17 protein-coding genes are annotated in these 16,956 nt (G+C 71.5%); 9 read left to right on the top strand and 8 right to left on the bottom strand.

What is annotated here, in order from left to right:
- Nucleotides 1-7: 7 nt before the first annotated feature.
- The gene (locus ACQP2O_RS45355) at nt 8-1,159 is read right to left on the bottom strand and encodes a cytochrome P450 (RefSeq protein ID WP_433175611.1); all 1,152 of its coding nucleotides are present in this window, start codon (nt 1,157-1,159) and stop codon (nt 8-10) included.
- 175 nt (nt 1,160-1,334) lie between these two features.
- Between ACQP2O_RS45355 and ACQP2O_RS45350 the strand changes: the two genes are divergently transcribed.
- Both ACQP2O_RS45350 and ACQP2O_RS45345 read left to right on the top strand, forming a co-directional pair.
- Nucleotides 1,335-1,922: a hypothetical protein gene (locus tag ACQP2O_RS45350; protein ID WP_433175610.1), complete on the top strand. Its 588-nt coding sequence runs from the start codon at nt 1,335-1,337 to the stop codon at nt 1,920-1,922.
- A gap of 23 nt (nt 1,923-1,945) precedes the next feature.
- On the top strand, nt 1,946-3,196 hold the full coding sequence (locus ACQP2O_RS45345; RefSeq protein WP_433175609.1) for a serine hydrolase domain-containing protein: 1,251 nt from the start codon (nt 1,946-1,948) through the stop codon (nt 3,194-3,196).
- Here ACQP2O_RS45345 and ACQP2O_RS45340 read toward each other — a convergent pair whose 3' ends face one another.
- Both ACQP2O_RS45340 and ACQP2O_RS45335 read right to left on the bottom strand, forming a co-directional pair.
- The gene (locus ACQP2O_RS45340) at nt 3,197-4,348 is read right to left on the bottom strand and encodes a CaiB/BaiF CoA transferase family protein (RefSeq protein ID WP_433175608.1); all 1,152 of its coding nucleotides are present in this window, start codon (nt 4,346-4,348) and stop codon (nt 3,197-3,199) included.
- A 156-nt stretch (nt 4,349-4,504) separates the two neighbouring features.
- The gene (locus ACQP2O_RS45335) at nt 4,505-4,654 is read right to left on the bottom strand and encodes a hypothetical protein (RefSeq protein WP_433175607.1); all 150 of its coding nucleotides are present in this window, start codon (nt 4,652-4,654) and stop codon (nt 4,505-4,507) included.
- A gap of 554 nt (nt 4,655-5,208) precedes the next feature.
- Between ACQP2O_RS45335 and ACQP2O_RS45330 the strand changes: the two genes are divergently transcribed.
- Entirely contained in the window at nt 5,209-6,549 is a 1,341-nt protein-coding gene (locus ACQP2O_RS45330) for a sensor histidine kinase (RefSeq protein WP_433175606.1), read from the top strand.
- A complete protein-coding gene (locus ACQP2O_RS45325) occupies nt 6,546-7,217 on the top strand; it encodes an HAD family hydrolase (protein WP_433175605.1) in 672 nt (223 codons plus the stop codon). The genes ACQP2O_RS45330 and ACQP2O_RS45325 overlap by 4 nt, the downstream gene beginning before the upstream one ends.
- 63 nt (nt 7,218-7,280) lie before the next feature.
- Here the strand turns inward: ACQP2O_RS45325 and ACQP2O_RS45320 are convergent, their stop codons facing one another.
- Complete coding sequence (locus ACQP2O_RS45320; protein ID WP_433175604.1) at nt 7,281-8,474, bottom strand: ROK family protein; 1,194 nt, start codon at nt 8,472-8,474, stop codon at nt 7,281-7,283.
- 63 nt (nt 8,475-8,537) lie between these two features.
- Between ACQP2O_RS45320 and ACQP2O_RS45315 the strand changes: the two genes are divergently transcribed.
- Nucleotides 8,538-9,755 (top strand): MFS transporter, encoded by a 1,218-nt coding sequence (locus ACQP2O_RS45315; protein WP_433175603.1) that lies wholly within the window; start codon nt 8,538-8,540, stop codon nt 9,753-9,755.
- A 15-nt stretch (nt 9,756-9,770) separates the two neighbouring features.
- Here the strand turns inward: ACQP2O_RS45315 and ACQP2O_RS45310 are convergent, their stop codons facing one another.
- Complete coding sequence (locus tag ACQP2O_RS45310) at nt 9,771-10,244, bottom strand: GNAT family N-acetyltransferase (protein ID WP_433175602.1); 474 nt, start codon at nt 10,242-10,244, stop codon at nt 9,771-9,773.
- Between the two features lie 147 nt (nt 10,245-10,391).
- Here ACQP2O_RS45310 and ACQP2O_RS45305 point away from each other — a divergent pair, with 147 nt between their 5' ends.
- Entirely contained in the window at nt 10,392-10,769 is a 378-nt protein-coding gene (locus tag ACQP2O_RS45305; protein WP_433175601.1) for a phage holin family protein, read from the top strand.
- Between the two features lie 15 nt (nt 10,770-10,784).
- Here the strand turns inward: ACQP2O_RS45305 and ACQP2O_RS45300 are convergent, their stop codons facing one another.
- Entirely contained in the window at nt 10,785-11,483 is a 699-nt protein-coding gene (locus ACQP2O_RS45300) for a histidine phosphatase family protein (protein WP_433175600.1), read from the bottom strand.
- 351 nt (nt 11,484-11,834) lie between these two features.
- On the opposite strand from ACQP2O_RS45300, the gene ACQP2O_RS45295 reads away from it, so the two are divergent.
- Together ACQP2O_RS45295 and ACQP2O_RS45290 are read left to right on the top strand one after the other, a co-directional pair.
- Entirely contained in the window at nt 11,835-12,527 is a 693-nt protein-coding gene (locus tag ACQP2O_RS45295; protein ID WP_433175599.1) for a pyridoxamine 5'-phosphate oxidase family protein, read from the top strand.
- Nucleotides 12,524-13,669 carry a globin domain-containing protein gene (locus tag ACQP2O_RS45290; RefSeq protein WP_433175598.1) on the top strand — a complete coding sequence of 382 codons (1,146 nt, stop codon included), beginning with the start codon at nt 12,524-12,526 and terminating at the stop codon, nt 13,667-13,669. Before ACQP2O_RS45295 ends, ACQP2O_RS45290 begins: the two co-directional genes overlap by 4 nt.
- Before the next feature lie 52 nt (nt 13,670-13,721).
- Here the strand turns inward: ACQP2O_RS45290 and ACQP2O_RS45285 are convergent, their stop codons facing one another.
- A complete protein-coding gene (locus ACQP2O_RS45285; protein WP_433175597.1) occupies nt 13,722-15,479 on the bottom strand; it encodes a substrate-binding domain-containing protein in 1,758 nt (585 codons plus the stop codon).
- 246 nt (nt 15,480-15,725) lie between these two features.
- Here ACQP2O_RS45285 and ACQP2O_RS45280 point away from each other — a divergent pair, with 246 nt between their 5' ends.
- A complete protein-coding gene (locus ACQP2O_RS45280; RefSeq protein ID WP_433175596.1) occupies nt 15,726-16,130 on the top strand; it encodes a RodZ domain-containing protein in 405 nt (134 codons plus the stop codon).
- A gap of 70 nt (nt 16,131-16,200) precedes the next feature.
- Here the strand turns inward: ACQP2O_RS45280 and ACQP2O_RS45275 are convergent, their stop codons facing one another.
- Complete coding sequence (locus ACQP2O_RS45275; RefSeq protein WP_433175595.1) at nt 16,201-16,851, bottom strand: copper resistance CopC family protein; 651 nt, start codon at nt 16,849-16,851, stop codon at nt 16,201-16,203.
- Nucleotides 16,852-16,956 lie beyond the last annotated feature (105 nt).

The following is a 16,956-nucleotide window of genomic DNA, read 5'->3' as shown; positions in this document are numbered from 1 at the left end:
AATCGGACTAGAACCCCTTCAACGCGACCGGGAACTCCGTCACGCCGCGGACGAAGGCGTTGGGAAGGATGCGCGGCCCCTCGGCGTCGGCCCACGCGGCGGAGGCGACCCGCGCCAGGAACTCCTCGAAGAAGATCCGCAGCTCGAGCCGGGCGAGGGCCGCGCCGAGGCAGAAGTGGGAGCCCAGTCCGAAGGCGATGTGGCCGCCGGGCTCGCGGGTCACGTCGAACACCTCAGGCCGGGTGAACACCGTCTCGTCCCGGTTCGCGGACCCGTACATGAGGAGCACCTGGGAGCCCGCCGGCACGGTGACGCCCGCGACCGTCGCCTCCCGGGAGGAGACCCGGCACATGTTGAGCACCGGAGTCGTCCAGCGGATGAACTCCTCGATCGCGTCGGACAGCAGGACGGGGTTCCGGCGCAACAACTCCCACTGGTCCGGGTGGCGGATCAGCGCGTCGATCGCCGTGGCGAGCACGGTCCGGGTCGTCTCGGCTCCGCCGATGAGCAGGAGCAGGGCTTCGTGTGCCAGGCGATCGTCGTCGTACTCCTCGGAGGCGCACCACACCGACAGCAGGTCGTCGGCCGGGCACGAACGCCGGTCCTGCGCCATGCCGACCACGACCTCGCCGTACTCGCCGGCCGCGATCGCGGCCTCCTCGGTGACGTATCGCCGCCCGCCGCCGGCGACCACCGCGGTCGCCGACCAGTGCACGAGCTTCGGCCACGCGTCGTCGGGGAAGCCCAGCAGCCAGCCGATCATCCGGGCGGGCAGCGGCGCGGCCAGGGCGGGCACCGCGTCGACCGTTCCGGCGGCGAGCGCGGTCTCGATCAGCTCGACCGCCGTCGCCCGGATCCGGTCCGCATAGCGGGCGACGCCGCGCGGGGTGAACCGCCGGTACACCACGCGACGCCGCCGGGCGTGCTCGGGATCGTCGGTGCCGATCATGGACGGGTCGGCGGCGATCTGCGGGCGGTAGCCGCCGGAACTGGTCCACAGGCGCGGGTCGCGCTCGATGTCGCGGATGTCGGCGTGCCGGGAGACGCCCCAGAGGCCGTTGGCCTCGTCGTGGTAGACGGGCGCCTCCCGCCGCAGCCACGCGTAGACCTCCGAAGGGTCGCCGGCGTACATCTCCCCGTCCAGCAGATCGATCTCCACGCCGCTTCTCCTCCGTGAGAGGGGACACCGCTCTCGCCAAGGGTAGCGAGCGAACCAAGCAAGCGATAGGCCGCGTTATTTCTGTGAGAGTTGAAACGGCAAGCCATGCGGAACGACTTGTGTGACCCTTTCGTCGAATGTTCCGTTCGTTGCTTCCGATCCCATTGAGGGGACAATGTTCACTCGCGTAATCGGCGCGTCCATCACTCTTACGGTGGCCGGAATGACGCTCGCGGCCTGCGGATCCTCGCCGTCTTCCTCCACGGCCCGCGCCGCGGGGAACCACCAGCCCGTCCAGGCCGCCGCTCCGGCGCCCCAGGTGGACGCCACCGCCCATGGCCGGCTCAAGCTCTACGAGTTCTACACGACGGGCGGGAAGGGCTACTTCTACACGGCCAACCCGACGGAAGCGGTCAACGCCGTAAAGAAGTACAAGTTCACGCAGATCAAGCACAATCTGGGCTACGTCTACCGTAAGCCGTTCAAGGGCTCGGTCACGCTGTACCGGCTGCGGTTCAAGCCGTTCTCCTCCTACATCGTCACCCTCTCCACCAAGGAGCGCGACAAGTTGGTGCGGTCCGGGAACTTCGTGTACGAGGGCGTCCTGGGCTACGCCTCCAAGAGCCCGACCAAGAAGGTGCTGCTCTGGCGCGTCGCCAACAACAACCGGTGGCGCCTCGTCACCAAGGCCGAGTCCAAGGCGCTCGTCAGGAAGGGCTGGCACTCGGACGGCCCGGTCGGCTATGTCTGGAAGTCCGCCTGACGCGTGCCCCCGATGGAGGCGACATGGACTTCGCTGAGACGCTCCGGCTGCCCGATGGGCCGGACTCGCCGACCGGAGTCCCGGCCGCACCCGGCGTCTGCGTCGGTTCCCTCGACGACGGCGAGGAGAGCTACGGCGCGTACGGCGTCCGCAGCGTCGAGGATCCGGTCCCGGTCACCGCGGACACGCTCTTCCGTGTCGCCTCCATCAGCAAACTGATCACCGCCACCGCGCTCACTCGTCTCGGCGTCGGCCCGGACACCCTCGTACGCGACCACCTCCCGGACTTCCGGGTTGCCGATCCGGCGGCCGGCGAGCAGGTCACCGTACGGGACCTGCTGACCCACCGGTCGGGCTGGACGCCGGATGGGGCCGCGCACCGTCCGGCCGACGAACTCGACGCCGGCGCGCTGGCCCGCGCGGTCGCCGACCTGGCGACCGCGCCCCAGATCTTCCCGCTGCGCCGCTTCCACGGGTACAGCAACTCCGGCTTCATCGTCCTCGCGCGGATCGTCGAGGTCGTGGCGGGGGAGCCGTACGAGCACGCCGCGCGCCGGCTGGTGTTCGAGCCGGCGGGCATGGAGCGTTCCACCTTCTTCACCGACGAGGCGGTCACGTATCCGATCGCGCTCGGCCACCGGGGCGACCCGCCCCGGGTCGTACGGCCGTGGGGCCGGTCGCGGGCCCGCAACGGCGCGGGCGGGCTCATGACCAGCGCCCGCGACCTCATCGCGTTCTCCCGCCACGTGCTGGCCGAGCCGCACGGCATGTGGGTGCCTCTCGCCGACGCCTCCCGGCCGGGCGAGCACGTCGGCACGGGCTGGTGGATCCGCGACCTGCCCGGAGGGAGGCGGGCGGTCGGGCACCCCGGTCAGACCGTGGGCTACACGGCGCGCCTGACGATCCTCCCCGACAGCGGGCGCGCGTTCGTGATCCTGGCCAACTCCGAGGCCGCCGGAGCCGCTCTCGCGAAGCTCACCGAGGAGGCGCTCGGGCTCCCGGCCAGGGACGAGCCGACGGAATACCTCCAGGCGCCCGACGTCCGCGACCATCTCGGCGTCTACACCGACGGCACGGAGGACGTACGGGTCGACGGTACCGGTGACGGCGTCGTGCTGTCCGGCGACGGGACCGGCCGGATCCGCTTCACCGGCCCCGACGAGGGCCGCGACGAGGGCGGCATGCCCGTCCGCTTCGTCCGCGCCGACGGCGAGGTCACCTGGCTCCGCCTCGGCGACCGCGTCCTCCGCCGCCACCCCCTCAAAGAAGGGTGATCAGGCGACGGTGCCGGTCGCGCGGAGGGCGGCGATCTCCTCGTCGGTGAGGCCGAGTTCGGTCAGGGCGGCGTCGGTGTGCTCGCCCGGCCGTACGGGCGGGCGCGGCGTCTCCGCCTCGGTGCGGCTGAAGCGCGGCGCCGGGGCCGGCTGGGTCAGCCCGCCGAGCTCCACGAAGCCGGCGCGGGCCTGGTTGTGCGGGTGGGCGGGCGCCTCGCCGAGGCCGAGCACCGGCGCGACGCAGGCGTCGGTGCCGTCGAAGATCGCGGTCCACTCGTCGCGGGTGCGCTGCTTGAAGATCTCCGTGAAGCGGGCGCGCAGCTCGGGCCAGCGCTCCTGGTCGAGCTGGGCGGGCAGGTCCTCGCCCTCCAGGCCGAGGCCGCGCAGCAGGGCGGCGTAGAACTGGGGCTCGAGGGCGCCGACGCTCATGTACCGGCCGTCGGCCGTCTCGTACGTGTCGTAGAACGGCGCGCCGCCGTCGAGGAGGTTCGCGCCGCGTTCGTCGCGCCAGAGTCCCTGGCCGCGCATGCCGTGGATGAACGAGGTCAGCAGGGAGGCGCCGTCGACCATGGCGGCGTCGACGACCTGTCCCCGGCCGGACCGCGACCGCTCGAACAGCGCGGCGAGGACGCCGAGGGCGAGGAGCATTCCGCCGCCGCCGAAGTCGCCGATGAGGTTGAGCGGTGGGACGGGCCGCTCGCCGGCATGGCCGATCGGGTCGAGCGCGCCCGCGATGGCGATGTAGTTGATGTCATGCCCGGCCATCGCGGCCATGGGGCCCTCCTGGCCCCAGCCGGTCATCCGGCCGTACACCAGGCCGGGGTTGCGCTCGAGGCAGGTGTCGGGGCCGAAACCGAGGCGTTCGGTGACGCCGGGGCGGAAGCCCTCGACGAGGACGTCGGCCGACTCGATGAGACGCAGGAGCACCTCGACGCCGGCCGGGTCCTTGAGGTTCAGGCCGATGGAACGGCGGCCACGGCTCAGCGGATCCGCGGTCGCCGCGCCGCCGACGAGCGTCGCCGCGCCGGCAACGCTGGACGGACGGTCGACGCGGAGCACGTCGGCACCCAGATCGGACAGCACCATGCACGCGAACGGCGCAGGTGCCAGGCTCGCGATCTCGATGACGCGAACTCCGTGCAGTGGTCCCATGGTCACCTCTCAGGTCGGCGCTGCGGCTCACTCTAGAACCTGGTTCTAGAGTGCCGGGCGGCGACCTCCGGGTCCGGGCGTTGAACGAAGCCCGGACCGCGGCGACGATGGGGGATGTTGGGGCGTGGCGCGAGAGGGCCTCGCGCCGACAGGGGGTTACAGTGCGTTGACGAACCTCGACAAGGAGTTGCCCGCCGACATCAGCCCGCCCAGTGCGTTGTGCACCACGTGGGCCGCGCTACCGGGGGAATTCAGCAGGTAGAAGATGACAAAGGCTATAAGTGCCCAGGTCAGGTACTTCTTCATTGGCGCTCCCGCCTCCCATCGAACGCCGCTATTGTCGCCCATCTGTGGCGCGGACGGCAGTCATTCGTTGTCCTGTTTTTCCACCGGCCGGGCCGCCCCACTGGCGACCGCCCTCGCGGCCGTACGTCTCCTCCAGTTGAGTATCACCGCTTCCCTGTGTTCTGTCGCGTGTCAACTCTGACACACATACGTACGTCGGGACGACCGGAAGCCCGGACCTTTTGCCGCGTTCCATTCGGGGAATCGGACGTACCGGGCATAGCCCTCTCAGGCCCCACCCATCAGCCCGGTGGTCCGCGCGCCGACCAGGGAGGAAGCCGTACGGCCAGGTGACCACGCGCCGACGATTCTCTCGTCGCGCCGGTCCTCCCGTGGAAGACATGGAGCGGTTCGCCGGGAGGGCGTGCCCGTCCCGGAGCGCCTCTCCGCCGGCGTGACGCTCGCCACATTCGCCGTACACCCGGAGGTGACGGAATGCATAGGGAGCCCCCCGTTGGGTAGTTGATCGGGTGCTGTGGCATGGCTCAGGGGCGCCGTGTCCGGGGGAACAGCCAGTGCGACACAGAGACCAGACGATCCGGCAGCGCGCCACCGTCATCGCGATGACGGTGGCGGGGATCGTCGCCGTGCTGGTTTACGTCGGGCTGCTGGCCTTCGTCCAGTACCGGGTGGCGAGCAGCCTCACGAGCGAGCTGACGTTCACGACCCGGCAGATCGCGGCGCTCGCCCGTGCCGGGCAGCTCACGAACCCGGTCATCACCGGTGAGCATCAGCTGGTCCAGGTCCAGAACGACCAGGGTCAGGTCGTCGCCGCCACGAGGAGTGTCTCCGGGCTGCCCGCGCTGCACGCACGGCGACCTCCGAACGGGGGGCGCATCGAGCAGCGCGTGTGCGTCGACCCGCGGCACTGCCTCACGGTCGTCTCCCAGCGGGTGCCCGGCCCCGGGCAGGCGGTCACGATCCACTCGATCGCGCCGGAGCCGGGACTGTTCCCGCGCCCCGGCCTGGCCGTCCTGCTGGCGCTCGGCATCCCGGTCAGCATCGGAGCGGGCGGCGTCTGGCGGTGGTGGGCCGCCGGGCGGCGGTTGCGGCCGGTCGAGGCGCTGCGCGACGAACTCGACGCGATCAACGTGGCGGACCTGAGACGCCGGGTGTCGCTGCCGCCCCGCCGGGACGAGTTCTACTGGCTGGCGATGGCCGTCAACGCGACCCTCGACCGGCTGGAGGCGGCCGTGGAACAGCAGCGCCGCCTGGTCTCCGACGTCTCCCACGACCTGCGCAGCCCGATCGCCGGCCTGCGCGCCGAACTGGAGATCGCGCTGCTCGACCCGGAGGGCACCGACCTGCGGGAGGCGCTCGCCAGAACGCTGCAGAACACCGAACGCCTGCAGAACATCGTCACCGAACTGCTCGCGCTGGCCCGCCGCGACGCGGGCCTGCCGAGCCGCAACGGCCCCGTCGACCTCGGCGACCTGGCCGAGCGCGAGGTACGCCGCGTCCCCCGGCGGATCACCGCGAAGGTGATCGCCGAGCCCGGAGTGGTGGTCCGGGCGAACCGGCTGGACATCAGCCGGGTGCTCACCAACCTTCTGGACAACGCCGCCCGGCACGCCGAGTCGGAGGTCACCGTCACCGTACGGCGGGGGGACGGCGAGGCCGTCCTCGAGGTCTGCAACGACGGCAAGCAGATCGCCCCGGTCGACCAGGAGCGGATCTTCGAGCGGTTCACCCGGCTGCCGGAGGCCCGGCAGCGCGACCCCGGCGGCAGCGGTCTCGGGCTGGCCATCTCCCGGGAGATCGCCAACGCGCACGGCGGCACTCTCATCCTCGGCGACTGCGACAAGGGTGCCTGCTTCGTGCTCACCCTTCCGCTGCTGACAGAGTTATCCCCATGAGTGCTGTGGTCTTCGATCTCGATGGGGTGCTCGTCGACTCCGAACCGGTGTGGGAAGAGGTACGGCGGGCGTTCGTCGCCGACCACGGCGGGCAGTGGCAGCCCGACACCCAGCAGCGGCTCATGGGCATGAGCACGTCCGAGTGGGCTGCGTACCTGAGCGGCGAACTCGGCGTCCGGCTCCCGGCCGACGAGGTCGCCCGCGGCGTCGTGGCGCACATGGCCCGCCGGTACGAGGACGACGGCGTCCCGCTGATGCCCGGGGCGGTCGACGCGGTATGCCGGCTCGCGGCACGCTGGCCTCTCGGACTGGCCAGTTCCTCGCCGCGCCTGCTGATCGACGTCGTCCTCGACCGTACGGGGCTGACGGCGTCGTTCACGGCGACCGTGTCGACGGAGGAGGTGGCCCGCGGCAAGCCGGAGCCCGACGGATATCTCCTGGCCACGGAGCGGCTCGGCGTGGACCCGGCCGGCTGCGCCGCCGTCGAGGACTCCAGCAACGGCCTGCGGTCCGCGTACGCCGCCGGGATGCGCGTGATCGCGGTGCCGCATCCCCGCTACCCGCCCGCCGCGGACGCCCTCGCGCTCGCCACGTACGTCGCCGGGGACCTGGCGGATCTCACCGCCGAACGCGTCGCGGTCGCGCTGAACGCTCCCGGCCGCTCGTGACCGCCGCTCGCATACCCGCCTCGACGCGCAGCTAACCGGGTCGCCCGCTCCTGGCCCACCCGGTCAGGCCGGCCCGGCGGTCCAGGCGGTGAGGCCCTCCGGGGTGAGGAAGGCGTCGAAGGCCAGTTCGGAGGCGCCGATGAGGATCGCGTCCGTACCGAGCGCGGTGGGCAGGACCGGCGGTGGCCGGTCACGGTGGAAGGCCATCAGACCGTCGCGGTAGGCGTCCGCGAACGCCTCTGTCGCCTGTGCGTGGAGTCGCGTCCCCAGGCCGGACAGCGTCACCCGCTGCGGGTCGAGCGCGTTGACGAGCGCGGCCGTACCCGTTCCCAAGGCGCGGGCGACCTCGTCCAGTGCCGCGGTGCAGCCGGGATCGCCGTCGGCGGCACGGGCCAGGATCCGCGCGGCGTCGGCCCGGCCCCGTCCCGGTTCGAGGCGGGCGCCCGTCGCCCGCAGCAGGGCGGTCGCGCCGACCTGGAGCGCCCAGCAGCCGGTGGTGCCGCAGTCGCAGCGCAGGCCGGATCCGAGCAGCGGCATGTGGCCGAACTCCCCGGCGGTGCCCCGCGCGCCGTGCAGGGGGTCTCCGTCGACGAGCAGCGCGCCGCCGAGGTCGAAGTCCACGTGTAGGTGCAGGCCGAGGGCGGTGCCGTGCAGCGCGCCGCGCCGTGCCTCGGCCAGACCGGCGAGGGTGGCGTCGTTGCCGATCAGGACCGGCAGCGCGCCGGCGCGCAGGATGTCGGCCGCCGGGACGTCGCGCCAGGACAGGTGTGGGATGTCGACGACGCGGCCGTCGCGGATGGGGCCGGGTATCGCGACGCCGACGCCCACCACCCGTGACCCGAGGTCGGCCAGTTGCCGGTCGATCGCCGCGGCCAGCCCGCCCAGCACGGCCTCCGGCGGGTAGACGGCATGCGGCCGTTCCTCCCGTACGGCGACGGCGCCTCCGAGCTCCGCGGTGGCGATCGTCCAGCCGTCCTCGCGCAGGTCGACGGCGAGGGCCAGCGGCCCGTCGGGATGGGGGCCGAGGAGGGCGGTCGGGCGGCCCCGGGCCCGCTGCGGCGCCGGGCGCTCCTGGGCCAGTCGTGCGTCGGTGAGGTCGGCCACCAGGACGGCGGCCGTCCCGCGGGCGAGCCCGAGGTCGCGGGTCAATTCCGAGCGGGTGGCCTCGCCGCCTCGGTCGTGCGCGGCCCGGAGCAGGCGCAGGAGATTGTGGAGGCGGAGTTCGCCGCTGGTCGTCGCTCCGGTCACCGCACGCACCCATCGATTGTGGCAGCCCACTGTCCTCCATTATGTTCTAGGCAAGAGCAAATAGGAGGATCCGTGATCGATCCCGTGGCCAGACGCGCCCGCGTCGGCGTCTTCTCCTACTTCGGCCTGTGCGGCACGACCGTGGGCATCTGGGCCGCGAGCCTGCCCGCCCTCGCCGACCGGCTCGACCTGAGCGCCGGACGGACCGGCACCGTGCTCCTCGTGATCTCCCTCACGGCACTCGTGTCGATGCAGTTCGCGGGCCGGATGTCCGACCGCTGGTCGAGCCGTCGGCTCACCTTGGCGGCCGGCCCCCTCCACGCCCTCCTCCTGCTCGCACCGGCGCTCGCGGGCTCCTTTCCGGCACTGATCGTCGGCGCGGTCATCTTCGGCATCGGCTTCGGACTGCTCGAAGTCGGCATGAACGCGCACGCCGTCGAGGTCGAGGTCCGCTACGACCGGCCGATCATGTCGGCGTTCCACGGCATGTGGAGTCTCGGCGGCGCGGCCGGCGGCCTCGTCACGGCGGCCGCGCTGCGCGCCGGCCTCGGTGTCGAGACGCTCCTCGTCGGGACCGCGCTCATCATGACGGTGCTGTTCCTGCTTCCCGCACGCCTGCTCCTCCCCGGGGGCGGCGCCGCACCGTCTTCCGAGCCGGCCGCCGCTCCGAGGCGCGGTCGCATCTCGGGGACGATCGTGCTGCTGGGCGCGGTGATGCTCGCGGGCGCGATCTGCGAGGGCGGCGCGATGGACTGGGCGGCGATGCACGCCCGCCGGGTGCTCGGCGCGTCGGCCGACCTCGCGCCCCTTTCCTTCACGGTCTTCTCGGTCGCCATGACCACCGTACGGCTCCTCGGCGACCGGCTGCGGGGCCGGCTCGGGGTTGGCCGCACGCTTCGCCTGGCGGGCGCCCTGGCCGCCGTCGGCTACGCGTTCGTGTTCGTGGCCCCATCGGCCGGCGCCGCCGCGATGGGGTGCGCGTGGGCGGGATGGGTCCTCGTCGGCGTCGGCCTGGCGACGGTCGTGCCCGTGATCTTCAGCACGGCCGGGGCGGACCCGGACACGGCGGGACGGACGATCGCGTTGCTGACCAGCTTCGGCTACGGCGGACTGCTGGCCGGGCCCGCGGTCATCGGTCACCTGGCCGAGGCGACCTCACTGCGGACCGCGCTGGCCCTTCCCGGCGTGCTCGCCGTCTTCGTCGCCCTGGCGGGCCCTCCGGCAGCCAGGGCCCTCACCACCCGGCGCACCTCCGCGCCCGAGCCCGCGGCCCTCGAGAGCACGCCATGAGGGTCGTCGCGGGAGTCAGTCCGGGTCGCGCCACATGGGCCAGACGGGCGGGGCGCCGGGCATGTGGATCTCCCCGGTGACCCGGAAGCCGAAGCGTTCGTAATAGGGGACGTTGCTGTCCTTGGACGACTCGAGGTAGGCGGGCATCCGCTCGGCGTCGCAGCGCGACAGGCGGGACCTCAGCAGGGCGGAGCCGAGCCCGCGGCCCTGCGCCGACGGGTCGGTGCCGAGGACCGCGAGGTACCAGTGCGGCTCCGTGGGATGGGCCTTCTCCAGCTCGCCGAGGCCGCGCAGTACGGGCAGGGTCCGGCTGCCCAGGACGCGGATCAGGCTGGGCGCGCGGCGCAGCTGGACGGACAGGGGGATCTGCCATCGGCCGGGTGGATCCCACAGCGCCCCGGCCTGGACGGTCGAACCCTCGCCGGCGAGCTCGCTCGCGCCCTTCGGCAGGTGCGCGTTGCGGAGGAGCTCGGCGAAGAGCCGCGCCATCCGTTCCGGGTGGCGCGGGAACATCCACTGCCAGACCGGGTCGTCGGCGAACGCACGCCCTAATACGGCGGACAGATCGTCGACGTCGTCTTCGGTCACGCTCCGGAGGGTAGCCATGGACCCAGTGTTTCGTGCGACCATCGAGTCGTGAAGATCCTGATACGGGTGGTCATCACCGCGGTTGCGCTGTGGGTGGCCACATTGATTGTCCACGGCATCGACGTGACGGCTGCGACGACTCCGCGCAAAGTGGGCACGCTGATTGCCGTGGCCGTCGTCTTCGGCCTGATCAACGGCTTCCTCAAGCCGATCGTCAAAACGCTCGGGTGCCTGTTCTACGTGCTCACGCTCGGGCTGTTCGCGCTGGTCGTGAACGGCCTGCTGCTGTGGCTGGCGAGCTGGTCCGCCGGGAAGCTCAACCTGCCGTTCCACGTGTCCGGCTTCTGGGCGGCGTTCTGGGGGGCGATCGTCGTCGGCCTGGTGAGCTGGCTGCTCAACCTCTTCGTCCACGACGACGAGGACTGACCGCCTCCCCCGGGCTCACGGGGTCAGGCCGGCGTCCTTGAGGTGCTCGGTGTCGTTGAACGTGACGAGGCGGAGCTCCCCCTCCTCGCGGGCCCAGATGGTGAGCGAGCAGTTGGCCACCAGGGTGCGTTCCACATCGAGGAGCTCTTCTTCGGACAGGCGCTCGACGATGTAGCGCGTCAGGACGACGATCGCGTCGTGCGCGACGACGAGGACGCGGCCGTCGGGGTGTTCGCGCTCCACGTCGGCGAGGACGCTGCGCAGCCGCAGCGCCACGTCGGCCCAGGACTCACCGGCGGGCGGCCGGTAGTAGAACTTCCCGAGCCGGCGCTTCTGTTCGACCTGCTCCGGGAAGCGGGCCTCGATGCCGCGCTGTGTGAGGAGGTAGAGGATGCCGACCTCGCGGTCGCGCAGGCGCTCGTCCAGGATGATCGGCGGAGGATCGGGGAGCTGCTCGAGGGCGAGGCGTGCGGTGTCCCGCGCCCGGAGGTACGGCGAGGACAGTACGACCGTGGGCCGCTCGTCCGGGGGCAGTGCGGCCAGCCGGCGGCCGAGCGCCGTCGCCTGCTCCCGGCCGAGGCGGGACAGGGGGACGTCGGCGTCGCGCAGCGCGAGGTCGACCGCATGGAGCCCGTTGGCCTCGGCCTCCTGCCCGGCGACGTTGGCCGTGCTCTCGCCGTGCCGGGCCATCGCCAGCCACTCGATTGATCTCACAGCATTGTGACCTTACCCGTACACCCTCACGGCATGGGGCAGGCCTGTCCGCGCTGCGTCGGCGAACCGGCCACACGCGGCTGATGACGGCGCACGCCGACGCTGCGCCCGCACATGTCGAGGTCACTGTCTGTTGTTATCGCCGTTCAAAAAGTGATGCAACGAGCAAATCGGTACTTCTGCGGCAAAAGGTGACCAAGGGGAATTAGTGGGGTAGGCTCGCCGCTGTTTCGGTCGTCCCGGGAGGAGTATCAGTCGTATCGGTGGCCCATCCGGTGAGCAGGCTCACCTTTGGTTCGCGCTGAGACCTGCGCGGCTCAGGGGAGCCGATGACAGGGAGTGAGGTACGGCTTGGCGGCGAACGCATCCGGCTCGGATCGGCCCGGGTCGTACGGAGAGCACCTGCTTCAGCGGGTCTTTGGCACCGATCAGCGAGCTGAGGGCTTCTACGACAGGCAGGTACGGGACCGGCTGAACCCGCGTATGCGGGAATTCATCGGCAGCCAGGAAATGGCGTTCGTCGCGACCGCCGACGCCCAGGGCGAGTGCGACTGCACGTTCCGCGCCGGACCACCCGGCTTCATCAAGGTCATCGACGATGGAACCATCGCCTACCCGGAGTTCCACGGCAACGGCGTCATGGCCAGCCTCGGCAACATCGTCGAGAACGGGCACATCGGCGTCCTGATGATCGATTTCTTCAACGACCTCGTCGGGCTGCACGTCAACGGGCGGGCTCGCATCATCACCGCGGAGGCGGCGACGGACTACGGGCTGTCCGAGGACGAATCCGCATCAGGCCGTCGCGCTGAGCGGTGGGTCGTCGTCAGCGTCGAGGAGGCCTACATCCATTGCTCGAAGAACATTCCACTCCTCAAGAAGGAAGACCGCAGGGCAAGGACGGCCGACAGGTCGGTACGTCCCGCTGGAGCCGGCTACTTCACCGGCGAGGCGGAGAACAGCCAACCCCTGAGGACGTCACCGCCGGAGAGCCCGTCGCCACTGACGCGAGCGCCGGCGACGCCCCGGGAGCCGCGCCCGTGAGCGTGGACATCCCCCTCCTGCGTGAGAGTTGGGGACTCGTCTCCGAGAGCCAGGAGAAGGTGGCCGCACAGTTCTACGGCTTGCTCTTCTCGCGGTATCCGAAGATTCGCCTGTTGTTCCCGGCGGGGATGGACGCGCAGCGAGACCGGTTGGTCCAGGCCCTCACCTATGTGGTCCTCAACCTCGAGGACTCCGCGAGCGTGACCGCCTACCTCGGCGAACTCGCGAGGGACCATCGCAAGTTCGACGTGCGGCCGGAGCACTATCCCGCCGTCGGGCGGTGCCTGATCGCCGCGATGCGGGCCGTCGCCGGCGAAGCGTGGAAGCAGGAGTTCAGCGACGCGTGGCTGGCGGCCTACGAACTGATCGCCACGATCATGATCCAGGCTGCGGCGCAGGACGAGGGCTTCTCCCCTCCCTACTGGAACGCCCGGGTCATCGCCCACGAGCAGAGATCGCCCGAGACCGCCGTCATCACGGTGGAGCCGGACCAGCCTTATCCCTTCCTCGCCGGTCAATACGCCACGATCCAGGTCGCTCGCTGGCCGCGGATCTGGCGGGCGTACTCGATCGCGAACGCCCCGAGCCCGGACAACCACCTCACCTTTCACGTGCGGCTGATTCCGGCCGGCTGGGTCAGCACCACCCTCATCCGCCAGACGTCCGTCGGGGATCAGCTGATGCTCGGACCACCGCGGGGCATGATGACACTGCCCTCACCCGTGCCGGAGAGGTTGCTGTGCCTCGCCGGGGGGACCGGGCTCGCCCCGCTAAAAGCGATCGCCGAGGAGACGCTGCGGACGAGCAGCGCGGCCGACATCACCTTGATCCACGGCGTGCGACGGCAGGCGGACTTCTACGACGTGGAGGACATGACGCGCCTGGCCACGGCGCACGGTCGGCTTCGCCTGATCGCGGCGGTGTCGGACGACCCCGACCACCCGCCGAGCCGGACGGTCGCCGACGTCGTCGGGCGAGACCACGTCGAGGCGTGGCCCATGACATTCGTCTGCGGGCCCCCCGAGATGGTCCTGAGCACGCTCGACCTGCTCTCCCGCCTGGGCCTGCCGGCGCACCGGATCCGGAGTGAACCGGACGCCGGCCAGATCATGCACCGGCTTCGCGCGCACGCCCCCATCTGATGGAGGATCGGCCTGCGCGGTCTCTGCCGCCGGCCGCGTCTCGCCGTACGCCTCACGACATCGGGCAGGTCTGCCCGCATGTGAGGCGGATGAGCATCTGCAGGAAGACCTGCTGAACCTGCCGTGGGTCGAGGGTGACGAACGCCTCCCCACCGGTCGCCGCGGCGATCCGCTGGAGCGATCCCGGGTCGATGTCCGGGCCGAAGGCGATGGGGACGATCGTGACCGGCCGCATGGGGTCGGAGGCCCGCTTCAGCTCCGTCAGGAGGGTCTGCAGTGAGATGGTGCGGCCCGGGTCGTAGTTGATTCCGTCGGTCAGCAGCACCACGACGTTGTTGTGGTCGGGCTGGTAGGTCCGTACGGCCTCCCGGTAGGCGGCGAGGACGGAGTCGTACAGGCTGGTGCGTGTGTGCGGCACCGGCGCGGCGGCGGCGAACGACCGTTCGAGGAGGTTCCGCTGTGATCCCGCGCCGACCCTGTCGCTGAGGGTCCGGAAGGGCACGATCTGGTGATAGTCGCGGTCGCCGTCCAGCTGGGTGGCGAACTCCCACAGCGCCACCTGGGAGTTGTCGCTGAGGATGTGGACCCCGCCGACCGCGACCTTGGCGGTGGCCTGCATGCGGGTGTCCTGCGTCTGCGGGACCGGGTCGGCCATGGACGGGGAGACGTCGAGGAGGATCAGCATGCGCGCGCCGAGCACGGTGCGCTGCCACATCTGCAGGACCCGGCCGACGTTCGTCGGGTCGGGGGACGGGAGCCGGTCCGGGACGCGGGCGGCGACGCCGTACCGCTCGTCGAAGTCCGTCCCGGCGACTCCGTCGGGGGTGCGCAGCCCGAGCCCCTGCAGCGCCACGCGGGTCTGGGACTGGGCGAGCGTGGCCTGGAAGTCCTCGACGGTTCTCGACCGCTTGCGGTCGGTGGTGGTGGAGACGTACGGGAAGTCGAGGGCGAGTGTGCGACCGTCGGGGTAGAGCGCGGTGACGGGCGGGGTGGCGTCGGTGTGGCCGTGCTGCCAGACCGACTGCTCGGACAGCACGACGGCGGTCGGCGGCCGGGAGGTCGGCCGGGAGGTCGGTCGGGGTGGGTTGGTCGGGGACGACACCGGTGGGTTGGTCGGGGAAGACCCGGTCGGAGAGGAGGCCGCCCCCTTGGCGATCTCCGCGTAGGCGGATCGCTCGTCGGGGAGGGCGGTGCCGAGGTCGGAGTAGAGCGTGACGGCGAAGGTCGCGAGCCCGGTCTTGCCGGAGCCGGCAGCGTTCTGGGCGAGGAGCAGCGCGCCGAGACCGGTGGCCTCCGCGGCCGGGTCGAGGAAGCGTACGCGCAGGGGAGGCTGTGCGCCCCCGGTGCCCGGCAACTGGTGGGACAGCAGGAGCCGCCAGTCGGCGGTGCCCGGCGCGTGCCCGCGCGGGACGGCGAGGACCAGCGGCGACATCGCGACCGAAGCGCCGGACGGCCGTACGACGGCGGCGCCCGCGCCGGTGCGGCGGGCGATCGGGAGCCAGAGCGACGAGTCGGGGATCCACGCGTCGGGGCGTTCCGCCCCCGGGTCGGAACCCTGCCCCGACAGGTTGGCGGCGACCTCGGAGGGCCGCTGGCGGCGTACGGTGACGCGGGCGCAGGAGGCGCCGGCGTTGTAGCGGCGCGCGGCCTGCTCGATCGCCGGGCCGATCGACGGGGCGACGGCGACGGTGATCGACTGGTCGGCGCATCCGCTCGAGCCGGAGCCGAGCGAGCAGGCGGCGAGCGTCGGCACGACGACCGACAGCATGCCCAGTGCCTTGGCCGAGAGAGCACGGCGAGAGTAAGGCATCGCAGGCGTCCGTCCCGTTCATTGACGGCTTCCCGTCACTTCTCCGGAGATTATCCGGTTAAAGCCTGCTAATAACGCCTGCTTCCGGACAATTCGGCAACGGTCGCCGGACGGGCGATACCCCCTACGCCACAGGGGTCCCGGACGTCGCATGATGATCCGTTAAACGCGTCCGCACGACCGTTTCCGGACATTGACAAATGGGACGACTGACGTGCGGAAGAAAGTCTGACTAGAATCTCCGCCGTGGGACGTCATGTCTCGCCTGAGCGCAGGCGGTCGCTCCGCGCCTCGACGGCCGCCGCCGTCGCCGGGATCCTTCTGCTGACCGGCGCGGTGGGCTTCGCCGGCTACTCGATCTGGGCGCAGGTCCGCGCCCCCACCCGGGCCCGGCCCACGACCGCCACCGCCCCGAAGGCGACGCTGACCCTGACGGTCACCGGCCCGCGCTGCCAGGTGTTCGTCGGCGTTCCGGGCGGCGACATCCTGGTCAACCGCACTCTCGCGCACGGTCAGTCCGTACGCTTCGACGACCCGAGCCTCAACGTCGTCCTCGACGACGCCGGAGCCGTCCAGGTGTACGTCAACGGCGTCCGGCGGCCCCCGGGCGAGCCCGGCCGCCGCGTCGCGTTCACCGCCGTCCGCTCCTGAGATGCCACCCGGGGTCGTCGCCTTTCGCCGCGCGGAAGGCGACGACCCTGAAACTGGACGGAGTCGCGGGTCAGGCCGCCGTGCGGCGTCTGCGGAGCAGCGCTACGCCGCCGACCACCACGGCGACGACGACGGCGCCCAGGCCGACCCACAACCAGCCCGCGCTGGACGTGGATGTGGTCTTCTGGGCGGCCGGCGTGCTCGACGGCGCGCCCGCCGCCGGAGCGGCGGAGCCGGTCGCCGGGGAGGTCGCGGCCGGAGACGTGGCGGCCGGGGATGTTCCGCCGACGACCGTGAACTTGTAGTCGCCGGTCACCGGGTGCCCGTCCTCCGCGACCACTCGCCAGCCGACGGTGTAGACCCCCGGCGGGAGGACGCCGCCGACCTGCTCGGTCACCGTGGCGTCCGTCGCCTGCGCCTTGCCGGACTCGTGGTGGCCGCCCTTGGCGTCGAGCACGACGATGCCCGGGAAGCGCACCGCTTCGGCGAAGGTCAGCTTGATCCGGGCCGGTGACGGCACCTTCGAGTTCTTGGCGGGCACGGCGGCGGTGAGCGTGGTGTGGGCTTCGGCGGGTGCGGCGCCGAGGACGCCGGTGAGGAGGCCGGCGAGGGTCGTCGCGGTGACCGCGGCCGTGAACCGGGCGACCGGTCCTCGGCGGGTCCCCGTGCGGCGGGCCGTTCGCGGACCGGCCGATCGGCGGGGTGGATGCGCCATGCGCATGGAAGTTCTCCGTTCGTGATGTTCGGGGAGCGTGCTGGGGCGTATCCGGTGGATCTTGTTCGTGGCGAGGCGTGCTCTGGACGCCGCGCAGACGCGGAGATCCGC

Origin of the sequence: Actinoallomurus sp. CA-150999, from assembly GCF_050942425.1 — a bacterium.
Classification (GTDB): Bacteria; Actinomycetota; Actinomycetes; order Streptosporangiales; family Streptosporangiaceae; genus Actinoallomurus.
The sequence above is the reverse complement of the archived record's forward strand: the minus strand, read 5'-3'. Positions and strand labels throughout refer to the sequence as shown.

Bases quoted from the DNA above. Each gene is read 5' to 3' on its own strand.
- ACQP2O_RS45350 (WP_433175610.1), top strand. From the start codon at position 1,335: ATGTTCACTCGCGTAATCGGCGCGTCCATCACTCTTACGGTGGCCGGA.
- ACQP2O_RS45345 (WP_433175609.1), top strand. From the start codon at position 1,946: ATGGACTTCGCTGAGACGCTCCGGCTGCCCGATGGGCCGGACTCGCCG.
- ACQP2O_RS45340 (WP_433175608.1), bottom strand. From the start codon at position 4,348: ATGGGACCACTGCACGGAGTTCGCGTCATCGAGATCGCGAGCCTGGCA.
- ACQP2O_RS45335 (WP_433175607.1), bottom strand. From the start codon at position 4,654: ATGAAGAAGTACCTGACCTGGGCACTTATAGCCTTTGTCATCTTCTAC.
- ACQP2O_RS45325 (WP_433175605.1), top strand. From the start codon at position 6,546: ATGAGTGCTGTGGTCTTCGATCTCGATGGGGTGCTCGTCGACTCCGAA.
- ACQP2O_RS45310 (WP_433175602.1), bottom strand. From the start codon at position 10,244: ATGGCGCGGCTCTTCGCCGAGCTCCTCCGCAACGCGCACCTGCCGAAG.
- ACQP2O_RS45285 (WP_433175597.1), bottom strand. From the start codon at position 15,479: ATGCCTTACTCTCGCCGTGCTCTCTCGGCCAAGGCACTGGGCATGCTG.
- ACQP2O_RS45275 (WP_433175595.1), bottom strand. From the start codon at position 16,851: ATGCGCATGGCGCATCCACCCCGCCGATCGGCCGGTCCGCGAACGGCC.